16 protein-coding genes and 1 pseudogene are annotated in these 13,272 nt (G+C 63.6%); 7 read left to right on the top strand and 10 right to left on the bottom strand.

The window, feature by feature from the left end; translation table 11 throughout:
* Positions 1 to 60: 60 nt before the first annotated feature.
* From X744_RS158290 to X744_RS158305, 4 genes are all read left to right on the top strand, one after another.
* A complete protein-coding gene (locus X744_RS158290; RefSeq protein ID WP_023758962.1) occupies positions 61 to 444 on the top strand; it encodes a RidA family protein in 384 nt (127 codons plus the stop codon).
* A gap of 11 nt (positions 445 to 455) precedes the next feature.
* A complete protein-coding gene (locus X744_RS158295; RefSeq protein ID WP_023758961.1) occupies positions 456 to 806 on the top strand; it encodes a VOC family protein in 351 nt (116 codons plus the stop codon).
* Between the two features lie 90 nt (positions 807 to 896).
* Positions 897 to 2,000, top strand: coding sequence for a 3-isopropylmalate dehydrogenase (gene leuB / locus X744_RS158300; protein WP_023758960.1), 1,104 nt, complete (start codon positions 897 to 899; stop codon positions 1,998 to 2,000).
* Positions 2,001 to 2,005: 5 nt separating this feature from the next.
* A complete protein-coding gene (locus X744_RS158305) occupies positions 2,006 to 2,494 on the top strand; it encodes a GNAT family N-acetyltransferase (protein WP_023758959.1) in 489 nt (162 codons plus the stop codon).
* On the opposite strand, the gene X744_RS158310 is transcribed toward X744_RS158305, so the two are convergent.
* On the bottom strand, positions 2,484 to 3,200 hold the full coding sequence (locus X744_RS158310; RefSeq protein WP_023758958.1) for a DUF805 domain-containing protein: 717 nt from the start codon (positions 3,198 to 3,200) through the stop codon (positions 2,484 to 2,486). The two genes, X744_RS158305 and X744_RS158310, sit on opposite strands and share 11 nt — an antisense overlap.
* A 114-nt stretch (positions 3,201 to 3,314) precedes the next feature.
* Positions 3,315 to 5,189: a DEAD/DEAH box helicase gene (locus X744_RS158315; RefSeq protein ID WP_023758957.1), complete on the bottom strand. Its 1,875-nt coding sequence runs from the start codon at positions 5,187 to 5,189 to the stop codon at positions 3,315 to 3,317.
* A 197-nt stretch (positions 5,190 to 5,386) separates the two neighbouring features.
* Here X744_RS158315 and X744_RS1000000175985 point away from each other — a divergent pair, with 197 nt between their 5' ends.
* Together X744_RS1000000175985 and X744_RS158320 are read left to right on the top strand one after the other, a co-directional pair.
* The gene (locus tag X744_RS1000000175985) at positions 5,387 to 5,518 is read left to right on the top strand and encodes a hypothetical protein (protein ID WP_280948948.1); all 132 of its coding nucleotides are present in this window, start codon (positions 5,387 to 5,389) and stop codon (positions 5,516 to 5,518) included.
* A gap of 106 nt (positions 5,519 to 5,624) precedes the next feature.
* Entirely contained in the window at positions 5,625 to 6,659 is a 1,035-nt protein-coding gene (locus X744_RS158320) for an aspartate-semialdehyde dehydrogenase (RefSeq protein WP_023758956.1), read from the top strand.
* A gap of 174 nt (positions 6,660 to 6,833) precedes the next feature.
* Here X744_RS158320 and X744_RS158325 read toward each other — a convergent pair whose 3' ends face one another.
* From X744_RS158325 to X744_RS158335, 3 genes are all read right to left on the bottom strand, one after another.
* Positions 6,834 to 7,265 carry a type II toxin-antitoxin system PemK/MazF family toxin gene (locus X744_RS158325; protein ID WP_023758955.1) on the bottom strand — a complete coding sequence of 144 codons (432 nt, stop codon included), beginning with the start codon at positions 7,263 to 7,265 and terminating at the stop codon, positions 6,834 to 6,836.
* A gap of 3 nt (positions 7,266 to 7,268) precedes the next feature.
* Positions 7,269 to 7,538, bottom strand: coding sequence for a type II toxin-antitoxin system prevent-host-death family antitoxin (locus X744_RS158330; protein ID WP_023758954.1), 270 nt, complete (start codon positions 7,536 to 7,538; stop codon positions 7,269 to 7,271).
* A gap of 62 nt (positions 7,539 to 7,600) precedes the next feature.
* Positions 7,601 to 8,014 carry an ACT domain-containing protein gene (locus X744_RS158335; RefSeq protein WP_023758953.1) on the bottom strand — a complete coding sequence of 138 codons (414 nt, stop codon included), beginning with the start codon at positions 8,012 to 8,014 and terminating at the stop codon, positions 7,601 to 7,603.
* A 283-nt stretch (positions 8,015 to 8,297) separates the two neighbouring features.
* Here X744_RS158335 and X744_RS158340 point away from each other — a divergent pair, with 283 nt between their 5' ends.
* The gene (locus tag X744_RS158340) at positions 8,298 to 8,561 is read left to right on the top strand and encodes a YMGG-like glycine zipper-containing protein (protein WP_023758952.1); all 264 of its coding nucleotides are present in this window, start codon (positions 8,298 to 8,300) and stop codon (positions 8,559 to 8,561) included.
* A gap of 136 nt (positions 8,562 to 8,697) precedes the next feature.
* Here X744_RS158340 and rpsP read toward each other — a convergent pair.
* The 5 genes and pseudogenes from rpsP to X744_RS158365 all read right to left on the bottom strand — a co-directional run.
* A pseudogene (gene rpsP / locus X744_RS1000000171955) lies at positions 8,698 to 9,093 on the bottom strand (30S ribosomal protein S16); the annotation flags it as partial.
* A 53-nt stretch (positions 9,094 to 9,146) separates the two neighbouring features.
* Entirely contained in the window at positions 9,147 to 9,488 is a 342-nt protein-coding gene (locus tag X744_RS158350) for a chorismate mutase (RefSeq protein WP_023758950.1), read from the bottom strand.
* A gap of 7 nt (positions 9,489 to 9,495) precedes the next feature.
* Positions 9,496 to 11,088, bottom strand: a complete 1,593-nt coding sequence (gene ffh, locus X744_RS158355) for a signal recognition particle protein (protein ID WP_023758949.1) — start codon at positions 11,086 to 11,088, stop codon at positions 9,496 to 9,498.
* Between the two features lie 285 nt (positions 11,089 to 11,373).
* Positions 11,374 to 12,330 carry a type II CAAX endopeptidase family protein gene (locus X744_RS158360; RefSeq protein ID WP_023758948.1) on the bottom strand — a complete coding sequence of 319 codons (957 nt, stop codon included), beginning with the start codon at positions 12,328 to 12,330 and terminating at the stop codon, positions 11,374 to 11,376.
* Positions 12,331 to 12,617: 287 nt separating this feature from the next.
* Positions 12,618 to 13,217 carry a DUF1236 domain-containing protein gene (locus X744_RS158365; protein WP_023758947.1) on the bottom strand — a complete coding sequence of 200 codons (600 nt, stop codon included), beginning with the start codon at positions 13,215 to 13,217 and terminating at the stop codon, positions 12,618 to 12,620.
* Between the last annotated feature and the right edge of the window lie 55 nt (positions 13,218 to 13,272).

Raw genomic sequence — 13,272 nt, 5'->3', positions numbered from 1 at the left:
CATGGCCGAACCGGCATCTTGCCTGCAGAATGGCCGCACTGACCTGCAAGGAGACCTCCCATGCGAAAACTGATCTCCACCGGCTCGCCGTTCGAAAAGACCGCCGGCTATTCGCGCGCGGTGGTGCAGGGCGACTGGTGTTTCGTGTCGGGGACGACCGGTTACGACTATGCGACAATGACGATGCCGGAGACGGTGGAAGCGCAGACGCGCAATTGCCTGGCGACGATCGGCAAGGCTCTCCAGGACGGCGGCTTCGAGATGGCCGATGTGGTGCGGGCGCATTACTACATCACCGACCAGGCCTTCGTGGATGTCGTCTTCCCGATCCTCGGCGAGACGTTCGGCGACATCAGGCCGGCGGCGACGATGATCGTCTGCCAGCTCAACAGACCGGAAATGAAGATCGAGATCGAGGTGACGGCGCTGCGGCGCACGGCGTGAAAGGCGGGCAGATGAAAGTCCGGCGTATCGTTGCCAACATCGAGACACCTGATATCGCTGCGGCACAGCCCTTCTACCAGGACGTGCTCGGCCTCGATGTGCTGATGGATCTTGGCTGGATCGCGACCTACGGTTCCGATCAAGAGATGCAGGTGCAGGTCAGTTTCATGGCGCAAGGCGGCTCCGGTACGCCGGTGCCGGATCTCTCGATCGAGGTCGACGATGTCGATGCGGCGCTCGATGCCATGAGTGCCGCCGGCTTCGCCATCGAATACGGGCCGGCCGACGAGCCTTGGGGCGTACGGCGCTTCTACGTGCGCGATCCGTTCGGCCGGCTGGTCAACATTCTCTCGCACCAGTGATCATGGTTATGGCGCGCGGGCTTGCGCGCCAAGCGCTTGGCGTTTAGCAAGGCCGCAAATCGCAACGCATTCTTTCTGGGACGGTTCTCCATGGCAACGAAGCATCTTTTCCTGCTCGCCGGCGACGGCATCGGTCCAGAGGCCATGGCCGAGGTCAAGAAACTGATTGCTGTCATGAACGACAAGCTTGGCAGCGATTTCTCCACTGACGAAGGTCTGGTCGGCGGCTGTGCCTATGATGCGCATGGCGCGGCGATCTCCGATGCCGACATGGAAAAGGCGATGGCGGCGGATGCGGTGCTGTTCGGCGCCGTCGGCGGTCCGAAATGGGATGCGGTGCCCTACGAGGTGCGCCCCGAAGCCGGCCTGCTGCGCCTGCGCAAGGACATGGAACTGTTCGCCAACCTGCGCCCGGCCATCTGCTATCCGGCGCTGGCGGCGTCCTCGTCGCTCAAGCAGGAGGTGGTCGAGGGTCTCGACATCCTAATCGTGCGCGAGCTGACCGGCGGCGTCTATTTCGGCGAGCCGAAGCAGATCATCGATCTCGGCAATGGCCAGAAGCGCGGCATCGACACGCAGGTCTACGACACGTTCGAGATCGAGCGCATTTCGGGCGTCGCCTTCGAGCTGGCACGCACCCGCAAGAACCATGTCACCTCGATGGAAAAGCGCAATGTGATGAAGTCCGGCGTGTTGTGGAACGAGGTCGTCACCCAAACGCACAAGGCGCGCTATTCAGACGTCAAGCTCGACCACATGCTGGCCGATGCCGGCGGCATGCAGCTGGTGCGCTGGCCAAAGCAGTTCGACGTCATCGTCACCGACAATCTGTTCGGCGACATGCTGTCCGACATCGCCGCGATGCTGACCGGCTCGATCGGCATGCTGCCGTCGGCCTCGCTCGGCGCGCCCGACGTGAAGACCAAGAAGCGCAAGGCGCTGTACGAGCCGGTGCACGGCTCGGCGCCGGATATTGCCGGCAAGGGCATTGCCAACCCGATCGCCATGATCGCCTCCTTCGCCATGTGCCTGCGCTATTCCTTCGGCATGGTTGCTGAAGCCGACCGTGTCGAAAGCGCGATCGCCGCCGTGCTCGACGCAGGCTTGCGCACCAAGGACATTTTCTCCCCCGGCATGACCGAGGTCGGCACCGTCGAGATGGGCGACGCGATCATCGCCAGGTTCCTCGGCTGATCCGCATGGCGGTCGACGTCCGCTGGGCGACGATCGAGGACGCGGCGGCACTGGCGGCCATACTGTGCGAGATGGCGGAGCATTACCGGCAGCCGCGCCTCGATGCCGACCGGGCCCTGTCTGCCGCACGCAAATGGCTTGGCGAGGAAAGTCCGGCCTATCCGCATTTCGCGCTCGCCTTCGTCGACGGCGAGGTCAGCGGCCTGGCGTCGGTGGCAATCGCGCATCCGGGTATCGATCTTGAGCGGCTGCTGTTCCTCAAGGACCTGTTCGTGCGCGACAACATCCGCAACGCCAGCGTCGGCCGGGCGTTGATCGGCTTTCTCGCCGATCATTGCCTTAGCCACGGCATCGGTCGCATCGACCTGACCTCCGAAGACTGGAACGAGGGCGCGCTGCGTTTCTACGCGAGGCTCGGCGCCGAACGCCACGGCCAGAAGGTCTTTCTCCGGCTTTCGGACGACGCCTTGAAGGCTATCGTCCCTAAACCCTGACGCCTGCCGGCACCGGCCCCCACTGGTTTTCCCGTGCCTGCGTCGGGATCAGCGCGAAGACCAGGATGATCAGGCTGCCGATGGTCGGGATGAGCACCACCAGATAGAGCCAGCCCGACAGGCCGATGTCATGGATGCGGCGAACGGTCATGCCGAGGCTTGGCAGCAGGGTCGCCAGCACGAAGGTGACGCAAAGGCCAACGGTTACCGCCGCCGATACGCTGCTGTCGAAATTGCCCATTTCGCTGTCGGCGAAAAGACCGATGCCGCCGATGATCAGCAGCGAGACCACCCAGAACAGGAAATAGCCCCAATATTCCTTGCGGCGGGCCCGGCCGGCGAAATTGAAATAGTTCTGCGTCACGCCGCGCCAGAAATAGTCCCAGAGGCCGGTGGGCTCGACTGGTCCGGACGAGCGGCCGAAATGCGGCGCATGGACAGCGGAAGCTGCGGGTGCGTTGCCAGCTTCAATCGGTGCGGTGTTGGTTCCGGCGTCAACGTGCGGCGCCTCGATGGCGGTCCGGACACCAATCGAAAAGACATCGCGCGCCTGACCGCCGCCCGGCTGGAACTCGACGACGGTGCCCCTGGGCATGGCGCTTTCCCGGCGCAGGTTCTCGCGGCTGAAGGTGTAACGGTTGCCATCGTCTCCAATGATGAAGCCGAAACCCTGGTCCTCGTCATAGTGAAGCACCTCGCCGCGCATAGGCCACCCCTCTCGCCACGTCCCGATCAAGATGTGGCACAGGGCCGAGCCGATGGGCAAGCGGCACCATGAAGTGCCTGCCGTCGCTGCCGGAAAATGAAGCTGCTTGCGATCTTATGAAGGCCGCTTCTTCGCCTTCTTGTGCTTCGGCGCGCCGGTGTTTTCGAACTTCGGCTTACCCGGCTTCTTCGCCCAAGGCTTTGTCTCGTGCGCGGCTGCCGGGCGCTGATCGGCTGAAGCCGGTGCGCGCTTTTCGAACTTGCGCTTCGGCGCGTTGGGATCGAACGGCGCCTTGCCGCGATGCGGTTTCTTGTCGGGGCTTGGCGCCTGGTAGCCGGCACGCGACAAATCGGGCGTGCCGTCCAACCGCTTCACAATGATGTTGTTTTGCAGTTTGCGGTCGGGACCGATCGCCGCCAGGAAGCGGTCGGCCCAGTCCGCCGCGATCTGCACGAAGGTTTCATCCGGTTGCATCTTGATGGCGCCGATCTCGCGCTTGCTTATGCTGCCGGTGCGGCACAGCATCGGGATCAACCAACGCGGTTCGGCATTCTGCCGGCGCCCGATCGACAGCGAGAACCAGACGCTGGCACCGAAATCGTCGCGGCGGCTGGGTGCCTCGTCGCGGCGTGCGAAACCTTCGCCCGCCGGTCTTTCACGCGATGGCGTGAACGGCGCGATTTCGATGAGGTCCTCAGGCGCCGATCGGCTGGCGCGGCACTGGCGCACGAAAGCGGCGGCCACCTGTTCGGCGCCATGTTTGGCGAGCAGCGCGTCGATGAAACCGCGCTCGTCCTGCTTCACCGATTCGTCGAAGACCGGATCGGCAATGATGCGTTCGTCGTCGCGCCGTATCACGTCGTCGGCCGAAGGCGGGCTTGCCCATGTCGCCTTGAGGCCGGCGTTCTGCAACAGCCGCTCGGTGCGCTTGCGGGCACTGTTGGGCACGATCAGCGCGCTGACGCCCTTGCGCCCGGCGCGGCCGGTGCGACCGCTGCGGTGCAGCAGCGTTTCCGGATTGGTCGGCAGGTCGGCATGGACGACCAGTTCGAGGTTGGGCAGGTCGATGCCGCGCGCCGCGACGTCGGTGGCGATGCAGACTTTTGCGCGGCCGTCGCGCATCGCCTGCAAGGCATGGCTGCGTTCGTTCTGGCTGAGCTCGCCGGACAGCGCCACGACCGAAAAATTGCGGTTGTTGAAGCGCGCGGTCAGATGGTTGACGGCGGCGCGCGTGTTGCAAAACACCAGCGCGTTTTTCGCCTCGTAGAAACGCAGCACGTTGATGATGGCATTTTCCCGGTCGGGCTGGGCGACGCTCAGCGCCCGGTATTCGATGTCGAGATGCTGCTTTTCCTCGCCGGCGGCTGAAATGCGCACGGCATCGCGCTGATATCCTTGCGCGAGCGTGGCGATGGAGCGCGGCACGGTGGCCGAGAACATCAGCGTGCGGCGCTCGGCCGGTGCGGCGTCGAGGATGAATTCGAGGTCCTCGCGAAAGCCGAGATCGAGCATCTCGTCGGCCTCGTCGAGCACCACTGCCTTCAGCGCCGACATGTCGAGCGAGTGCCGCGTGATGTGGTCGCGCAGCCGGCCGGGCGTGCCGACGACGATATGGGCGCCGCGCTCCAGCACACGCCTCTCCGAGCGCATGTCCATGCCGCCGACGCAGGACGCCACCGTGGCGCCGGTCAGCTCGTAGAGCCACTCAAGCTCGCGCGTCACCTGCAGCGCCAGTTCGCGCGTCGGCGCCACGGCCAGCGCCAGCGGTGCCGCGGCGTGGCCAAAGCGCTCCGCGCCGTCAAGCAAGGTCGGCGCCAGGGCAAGGCCGAAGGCCACCGTCTTGCCGGAGCCGGTCTGCGCGGAAACCAGCGCATCGGCCTGGCCGAGTTCGGGGGCAACAACCGCCTTCTGTACCGGGGTCAGCTCGGAATAGCCGCGTTTTTCCAGCGCCCTGGCAAGCGCTGGGACAAGTGCTACGAAATTGGACATCTCACTCTTTCGGAATTTAGGGTCTGCGCTCATCATGGAGCACATGCCGGGGCCGACCTAGCGCCAGCCAAAACAATCTTGGCTGTTCGTACTTCGCGCAGCCGCGATTGTACAGGGTGCGCGGGAAACCGAGGTCGCTCGGCAATTGACTCTTGACGCAAACCGCGTAAAAGCCGGCACCGAACAGGATAGTTTCGATGCGCGGCCTTTTGATGGCGTTTCTTGCATTCGACCTCCCTGGCCGCAATGCACATCATTGGGCCGGGCGCGTCGGCGCGTCTTCCCGTTCCAGCAAAACTATGGCCAAAACCACCACCAAAACGGTGTGACTCCCTTGGCCTAACCACCCTCTCCCGGGTCCGGCCCGGGGGACGGAACCCGCATCGGCCAGCGGGTTTCTCCAAAAGCCAAGCGGAGAGGGACAGGAGATTTCTAATGAGTTTCAAGGTAGCGATCGTCGGTGCCACGGGCAATGTGGGCCGGGAAATGCTCAACATACTGGAAGAGCGCGGCTTTCCGGTAAGCGAAGTCGTGGCGCTGGCCTCGCGGCGCAGCCAGGGCACCGAAGTGTCGTTCGGCGATCGCACGCTGAAGGTCAAGTCGCTCGACCAGTATGATTTTTCCGACACCGACATCTGCATCATGTCGGCCGGCGGCAACGTCTCCAAGGAATGGTCGCCGAAGATCGGCAAGCAGGGCTGCGTCGTCATCGACAATTCGTCGGCCTTCCGCTACGACCAGGACGTGCCGCTGATCGTGCCGGAAGTGAACCCCGACGCGATCTCGCTGTTCACGCGCAAGAACATCATCGCCAACCCGAACTGCTCGACGGCGCAGCTGGTGGTGGCGCTAAAGCCGCTGCACGACTTCGCTATCATCAAGCGCGTCGTCGTCGCCACCTACCAGTCGGTGTCGGGCGCCGGCAAGGAAGGCATGGACGAGCTGTTCACGCAGACGCGCGCCGTGTTCGTCGCCGACACCGTCGACGTCAAGAAGTTCACCAAGCGCATCGCCTTCAACGTCATCCCGCACATCGACGTCTTCCTCGACGATGGTTTCACCAAGGAAGAGTGGAAGATGGTGGCCGAGACGAAGAAGATGCTCGACCCCAAGATCAAGCTGACGGCGACCTGCGTGCGTGTGCCGGTGTTCATCGGCCATTCGGAAGCGGTCAACATCGAGTTCGAAAAGCCGATCACCGCCGACGAGGCGCGGGATATTCTTCGAGAGGCCCCGGGCTGCCAGGTCTTGGACAAGCGCGAGGATGGCGGCTACATCACGCCGTTGGAATCGGCCGGCGAGGACGCCACCTTCATCTCGCGCATCCGTGAGGATTCGACCATCGACAACGGCCTGTCGATGTGGATCGTCTCCGACAATCTGCGCAAGGGCGCGGCGCTCAACGCCGTGCAGATTGCCGAGCTTTTGGTCGAGCGCGGCCTGATCCAGCCGAAGAAGAAGGCTGCCTGACGGTCATCAGTTTCGCTCACGGGCCGTATCGCCGCTGCCCCGGCGGCCCTCCGCGGGGGCGCCGGAAGACCGGCGGCCCGCCGTCGCGGGCTCGGCCTTTGGCCGGAATGCGGCGCCAAGCGGGGCTCTTCGAAATGTCCTTCGCTGACCGATCGGCGTTGCCATCCGTAACGGTCAGTCGCGCGGCACCTGACGGCCTTGCCCGGTTTCCCAGATCGTCTTGAAGCGCTCCACCATCAACGAAAACAGCCGTGGCGGCAGCAGGCCGTAGTCGTAGCGATCGGTGGAGCGTGGTACGGGACGTAGGTCATAGCCTGGCCATACAAAACGATTGCCTTCGTGGAGCATCACCCATGAGCGCTCGCCGTCCAGACCCAAGTGACCTTTGACGGCTGGTGGCAGCTCGATCGCCAGCGATGGGTCTGCTGGCGATACATGCGTGATTGGCACCACCGTCACGATCAGGCCGTCGGCACCGCGCTCGACGGCGAGAACGATCACGCAAGGGCGATCTTTCCGCCCTTCATCCTGTCCGGCTTGCTGCTCATGATGCCACAAATACGCGTAGGAGATCACGAGGCCGAGTTGCGGGTCGGGAAGCGGCATGCCTTACTTGGGATTCATCAAGGCATTGAGATGATCGTGTTCCGATGACATGCGGCCGCCGGCGATAGCTTCCACTTCCTCGCGCTGCAGATCCTTGGTCGCAAATGATTGCCGGGCTAGGTTCTTGTAGTGCTGCAGCTCTTCATACTCGACAGCCGAAACGAAATAGCCGGTTGGCCTCCCGTGACTCATCACGGCGACCGGCTCACGCTGCACGATCTCCCGGTAGCGCCCGAAATTACGGGTGAATTCGGTGGTGGGAACTTCACGCATGGTCCATCCTAAATCGCGTAAGTTACGTTATTGACGTAATTTACGCGACTTTTGGGGTGCTGTCAAAGTTCAGCCGCCCCTTCCCTTGTCCAATTCACCAACAGCTCCAGCGCTTCCTCCGCCCGGTCGGCGGGGACGAAAAGATGGTCGTGGTAGAAGGCTGAGACAGGATTGACGCCCATGCCGGCGGCGGCCAGGCGGGTGGTGACGGCGGCGAGGAAGCCGACGGCTTCCAGCGACGAATGGATGTTCAGCGTCAGCATCCGGCAGCGGAACGAAGCGGTCAGGCCGGCTGCGCTGGCCGCCTCCTCGGTCACGATCAGCGTCGTTCCCTCGCGCTCGCGGAACACCATCACCGGGTCGAGGCCTCGCGGCTGCGCGACGCCGGGCGCGAGCGTGGCGAAGACATAGGTGCCGGCGAGCAGTTCCGGCGTCATCGATCCCAGCAGTGTCTTCAGATCGGTTTCGCCGGTCATTCTTTCCTCTCGATGGATACGGGCCGCGACGTCCCTCAATATCCACCCGCGAAGGGTGACGATAGCCACTCCGACACTGCGCGGGGTGCGCGCGCTGATCCGGCTCAGCCGATAAGCGATATCCCGCATGGCGTTTACATTGGAAGGCCGGCCGCAATCGAAGCTCCGCTGCCTGCTGGAAAGCTAGCCCTTCGCCGGCAATCTCCTTTGGATCAAATCGGCCAGTTGCGAGTTAGGTATTTGCTCGGCGGAGGAGGCGGCTCCTACCTGGAGAGGAACGACAATGAAGAAAACGATGCTTTTGATGGCCTTGCTGGTGCCGCTCGCCGCTTGTTCGCAAACGGAAAAGGGCGCGGCTGTCGGCGGATTGGGTGGTGCTGCCGTCGGTGCGGCGGTCGCCAACAATCCGGTTCAGGGCGCGGTGGTCGGCGGCGCTGTCGGCGCTGTTGCCGGTGCGTTGATCGGCCGGGCGAGCGAACGGGGCGAATGCCGCTACCGCGATCGTTATGGCCGCGTCTACATCGACCGCTGCCCACGCGGATATTGATAGGCCGCGTTCGCAAAGTGATGTCGACATAGCAAAACGGCGGGCCTTCGCCCGCCGTTTTCCTGGATGCGATATGGCAATATTTATTCGGCGGTGGCGGCTTCCGCCTCGGCCGGTGCAGCAGTGGCGGCCGCGNGGCGGTGGCGGCTTCCGCCTCGGCGGGTGCAGCAGTGGCGGCCGCGGCAGCGGCTGCCGCGTCTTCCTGCGCCTTCTTCAGAAGGGCAGCGCGTTCCTGCGCCTTCTTGCCCGGCTCGGCCTTCTTCGGATTGGCGCGGGCTTCGCGCTTGACGAGTCCGGCCTCGTCGAGGAAGCGCAGCACGCGATCGGTCGGCTGGGCGCCATGCGCCAGCCAATGCTTGACGCGTTCGGCGTCGACCTTGACGCGTTCGCCGTCCTTGGGCAGCAGCGGGTTCCACGAGCCGATCGACTCGATGAACCGGCCGTCACGCGGCGAACGGGCGTCGGCGATGACGACGTGATAGTAAGGACGCTTCTTTGAGCCAGCGCGGGCCAGTCGGATCTTCAAGGGCATTTCTATTCTCCTAAAAATTCTCAGTTCGTTGATCGGGTTTCAGTTGGTTTTCGTCACGCCGTTGGCAGCGAGGTCTTTGTTTCGCCACCGTTCGAAGCGGCGATCTGTTCATGGTGGCGGATCACTTCGCGGACGACGAAGTTGAGGAATTTTTCCGCGAAATCCGGGTCGAGATGGGCATCCTTCGCCAGCTGGCGAAGCCGGGCAATCTGCTGCTGCTCGCGCGCCGGGTCGGCCGGCGGCAGGCCATGCGTCGCTTTGAGTACGCCGACCGCCTTGGTGCAGCGGAAGCGCTCGGCCAGCATGTGGATGAGTGCCGCGTCGATGTTGTCGATCGAGGCGCGATAGTCGGCCAGGATGGTGCGTGCGTCGGCCATGTCCTTTTCTTCGTTCATGACGTCCTCACTTCTTCTTGCCGAGGCCAGGCAACCCGCCGCCCATTCCGGGCAGACCGGGAAGTTTCATGCCGCCGGGCAGCCCGGGCAGACCACCACCACCGGGAAGCCCTTTCATGCCGCCAAGACCGGATGCCTGCGCTTGCTTCTGCAAGGCCTCGAGCTGCTTGGGGTCCATCTTCGACAGGTCCGGCATGCCGCCGCCCATCATGCCGCCCATGCCGCCCGGCATCATGCCGCCGAGGCCCATCTTGGAGGCGAGGCCACCCATCATGCCGCGCATCAGGCCGCCGCCTTTGCCCTTGCCGCCCATCGCCTTCATCATGTCGGCCATGCCGCGGTGCATCTTGAGCAGCTTGTTGATTTCGGCCGCGTCGGTGCCGGAACCGGCGGCGATGCGCTTCTTGCGCGAATGCTTGAGCAAATCGGGGTTGGCGCGCTCGGCCTTGGTCATCGACGAGATGATGGCGAGCTGGCGGCCGAACATCTTGTCGTCGAGACCGGCGGCAGCCATCTGGTCCTTCATCTTGCCCATGCCGGGCATCATGCCCATGATGCCGCCCATGCCACCCATCTTCGACATCTGCTGAAGCTGGCTGGCGAGGTCGTTCAGGTCGAACTTGCCCGACTGCATCTTCTTGGCCATCGCCGCCGCCTGTTCGGCATCGATGTTTTCGGCGGCCTTCTCGACGAGCGAGACAATGTCGCCCATGCCGAGAATGCGGTCGGCTATGCGCTTGGGGTGGAATTCCTCCAGCCCGTCCATCTTTTCGCCGGTGCCGATCAGCTTGATCGGCTTGCCGGTGACGGCGCGCATCGAAAGTGCCGCGCCGCCGCGACCGTCGCCATCCATGCGGGTCAGCACCAGGCCGGTGATGCCGACGCGTTGGTCGAAGCTCTTGGCCAGATTGACGGCGTCCTGGCCGGTCAGCGAGTCGGCGACCAGCAGGATCTCGTGCGGGCTCGACACCTTCTTGATGTCGGCCATCTCGACCATCAGCGGCTCGTCGATATGGGTGCGGCCGGCAGTGTCGAGGATGACGACGTCGTGGCCGCCGAGCTTGGCCGCCTGCACGGCGCGGCGCGCGATGTCGACCGGCGACTGGCCGTCGATGATCGGCAGCGTGGCGACCTTGACCTGTTCGCCGAGCTGACGAAGCTGCTCCTGCGCGGCAGGCCGCCGGGTGTCGAGCGAGGCCATCAGGACCTTCTTGTTCTGACGCTCGGAAAGGCGCTTGGCGATCTTGGCCGAAGTGGTCGTCTTGCCGGAACCCTGCAGGCCGACCATCATGATGACGACCGGTGCCGGTGCATTGAGATCGACGGCGACGCCCTCGGCGCCGAGCATGTCGACCAGCTCGTCATGGACGATCTTGACGACCATCTGGCCGGGCTTGATCGATTTCACAACGGCGGCGCCGACGGCCTTCTCGCGCACCTTGTCGGTGAACGAGCGCACCACTTCCAGCGCCACGTCTGCCTCGAGCAGCGCACGGCGCACCTCGCGCAGTGCTGCCGAGACATCCGCCTCGGACAGGGCACCGCGGCCGGTGAGGCCGTTCAGGATGGAGCCAAGACGCTCCTGAAGCGATTCAAACATTCTTTTTCCTTTTCCCAGGCAAGCGGTGCCCGAGAGGTAATGCGTTCGCGCCAAGTGTCCAAGTCTCGTGGCGAGCAAAAGCCAAAACCAAAACGCACCCGGGGGCGCTCAGCGCTGCCGGGTGTTGGCCTCCAGGATCGATTTACAGCACTTCACCTCGAAGAGGTTTCGGCGTCCTGGTCGGCTTGCTCGGAGGGATACTCGTCGCGGAATTCGGGAGTGTAGACAGGAAATCGGCGCCAGAGTCAAGACAAGCGCAGTTTCGCGTTGTACCCCGGGCTGCAATCAGGCCGAGCTTGCTCTATCCGGAAGCTCGGCGGCAACCCTGAGCGGCGAGCGCGGATGCAAAAGCAGCACGATCGTCAGCAGGCTGCAGCCGATTCCGATGAAGGCGATGAGCACTGCATCAGCTGTCGTCCAGCCCGGCCCTTCGAGCGGCTTGGCGTTGAACAGGGCGAAGGAATTGTAGCTCTCCTGATGCGAGATCAGCAGGAAGCCGGTCAGATTGTTGCCGAGATGAGCACCGAGGGCGGCGCCGAGATTGCCGGTGGCATAGACGACAACGGTCAGCAGCAGCGCGAAAGCGGCGATCGAGGCGAGAACGCAGGCGTTGATGGCGGCGGATGAGCTGGGGCTCCAATGCAGCGCGGTGAACAGCAGGGCCGGCAGCAGCGCCCAGATGTACGGGCTGCTGAACCGGTTGGCCAGGCCCCGCAGCAGATAGCCGCGGAACAGCATCTCTTCCGAAGATGTCTGCAGCCAGGTGAGCGCGACGATCGGCATTGCAAACAGCAGCCAGGATGACAGGCTGATCGGACCGCGCGCGATCTCGGGCTGCAAGAGATAGAGCAGGATCTCGGAGACAAGAGAGGTGATCAGCACCGCAATCAACCCCTTGAGAAAGTCCGATCGCGACACGCGGCGGCTGACGCCGAGCAGCGCCGAGAGCTTCTCGCGGTGGACCCAGCGCATGGCGATCCACAGGCCGATCCAGATGCCGGCAAACGACGCAAGCGCGGTGAGGATGCCGAGGGGCGAGGAGAGAAACCCATGCACGCCGGATGGCGTCGCCGCACCGGCCTGCCAGGCAAAGAACGCATAGATGCCGCCGAACAGCACGGCCATCGTCGTTGCGGCCCAGAACAGGATGATTATCGCGGTTCCCAGGAACAGGCGCGGCAAGGTCGTCCTGGTGTTGGGTGAGCGCCGATAGCGTTCGAAGGCGGCCGAATCGATCGTCACGCTGGTTCCTCGCCGAATTCATTGCCTGTTGATCTAGAGCATTTCACCGTTTCACGAAAACGGCGAACCGCTCTAACTCTATGTTTTGACGCAATTCCGGACGGAAAACCGCGTCATACTTCCTGGAATTGCTCTAGCCGGGGGCCGAGAAAATCGGAATCGTTTTCGCAAGAGAAGCATTCGCGTCTCGGAGATCGCAACATGTCCATAGATGTCCCGCGTGGCAGCACTGCTCTGCCTGGCAGTCAGGCGACCGCCAAGGTTGCGGCCGCCTATGCAATTCTCTGTCAGCGTACCACGTACATGATGCGCCGCGTCTGCGGGTCGATCAGCGCCCGCTGGCCGTTCACGTAGACGTAGCGATAGTCGTAGTTCGGGATTTCGCGCAGCTCGACGGTGTCCGGCAAGATCGCACCGGTCACCACCTCGCCTTCAAGATAGACTGGATCGAGGCGATGTGTGTCGACATAGGTCCGAACCTCGGCGGGAGGCGGGGGAAATTCATCCACGACCGGATCGCTGGCAATGATCGCGCCGGTATAATCGGTCGAATAGTCGCCAATGTCGTCCGGGGGCGAGACGACGGCAACGCTGGAACGGCGTTGCGTCAGTACCACGCGGCTGCCGCCGGAATTAGTCGTCACATAGTCGGAATAAACCCAGCCCTGGCCGCCGGCCTCGGCGATGGTGCACCATTTGCTGTTTTCGATGCAGCCATTGAGCGTCGCCGACTGGCCGGCGGCAAGCACGCCAATGACAGGATATTGCGGGCCGGGCCCGGCGCGGACGTTGAGATCGGTAACCGCGGAGACGGCGGTGTCGGCAAACGCGGTGCCCGACATCACGGTCAGCATTCCGGCGACCGCCGGAAACAGTAGGGATTTCATGGCTTTTCTCCGTTTCATGGTCCCTCGCCTGCGAAAACGGATCAGCGGCGCATGC

It is taken from the genome of Mesorhizobium sp. LNHC252B00 (assembly GCF_000502955.1).
GTDB lineage: Bacteria > Pseudomonadota > Alphaproteobacteria > Rhizobiales > Rhizobiaceae > Mesorhizobium.
The sequence above is the reverse complement of the archived record's forward strand: the minus strand, read 5'-3'. Positions and strand labels throughout refer to the sequence as shown.

Bases quoted from the DNA above. Each gene is read 5' to 3' on its own strand.
- X744_RS158290 (WP_023758962.1), top strand. From the start codon at position 61: ATGCGAAAACTGATCTCCACCGGCTCGCCGTTCGAAAAGACCGCCGGC.
- X744_RS158295 (WP_023758961.1), top strand. From the start codon at position 456: ATGAAAGTCCGGCGTATCGTTGCCAACATCGAGACACCTGATATCGCT.
- leuB (WP_023758960.1), top strand. From the start codon at position 897: ATGGCAACGAAGCATCTTTTCCTGCTCGCCGGCGACGGCATCGGTCCA.
- X744_RS158305 (WP_023758959.1), top strand. From the start codon at position 2,006: ATGGCGGTCGACGTCCGCTGGGCGACGATCGAGGACGCGGCGGCACTG.
- X744_RS158310 (WP_023758958.1), bottom strand. From the start codon at position 3,200: ATGCGCGGCGAGGTGCTTCACTATGACGAGGACCAGGGTTTCGGCTTC.
- X744_RS158315 (WP_023758957.1), bottom strand. From the start codon at position 5,189: ATGTCCAATTTCGTAGCACTTGTCCCAGCGCTTGCCAGGGCGCTGGAA.
- X744_RS1000000175985 (WP_280948948.1), top strand. From the start codon at position 5,387: ATGCGCGGCCTTTTGATGGCGTTTCTTGCATTCGACCTCCCTGGCCGC.
- X744_RS158320 (WP_023758956.1), top strand. From the start codon at position 5,625: ATGAGTTTCAAGGTAGCGATCGTCGGTGCCACGGGCAATGTGGGCCGG.
- X744_RS158325 (WP_023758955.1), bottom strand. From the start codon at position 7,265: ATGCCGCTTCCCGACCCGCAACTCGGCCTCGTGATCTCCTACGCGTAT.
- X744_RS158330 (WP_023758954.1), bottom strand. From the start codon at position 7,538: ATGCGTGAAGTTCCCACCACCGAATTCACCCGTAATTTCGGGCGCTAC.
- X744_RS158335 (WP_023758953.1), bottom strand. From the start codon at position 8,014: ATGACCGGCGAAACCGATCTGAAGACACTGCTGGGATCGATGACGCCG.
- X744_RS158340 (WP_023758952.1), top strand. From the start codon at position 8,298: ATGAAGAAAACGATGCTTTTGATGGCCTTGCTGGTGCCGCTCGCCGCT.
- X744_RS158350 (WP_023758950.1), bottom strand. From the start codon at position 9,488: ATGAACGAAGAAAAGGACATGGCCGACGCACGCACCATCCTGGCCGAC.
- ffh (WP_023758949.1), bottom strand. From the start codon at position 11,088: ATGTTTGAATCGCTTCAGGAGCGTCTTGGCTCCATCCTGAACGGCCTC.
- X744_RS158365 (WP_023758947.1), bottom strand. From the start codon at position 13,217: ATGAAATCCCTACTGTTTCCGGCGGTCGCCGGAATGCTGACCGTGATG.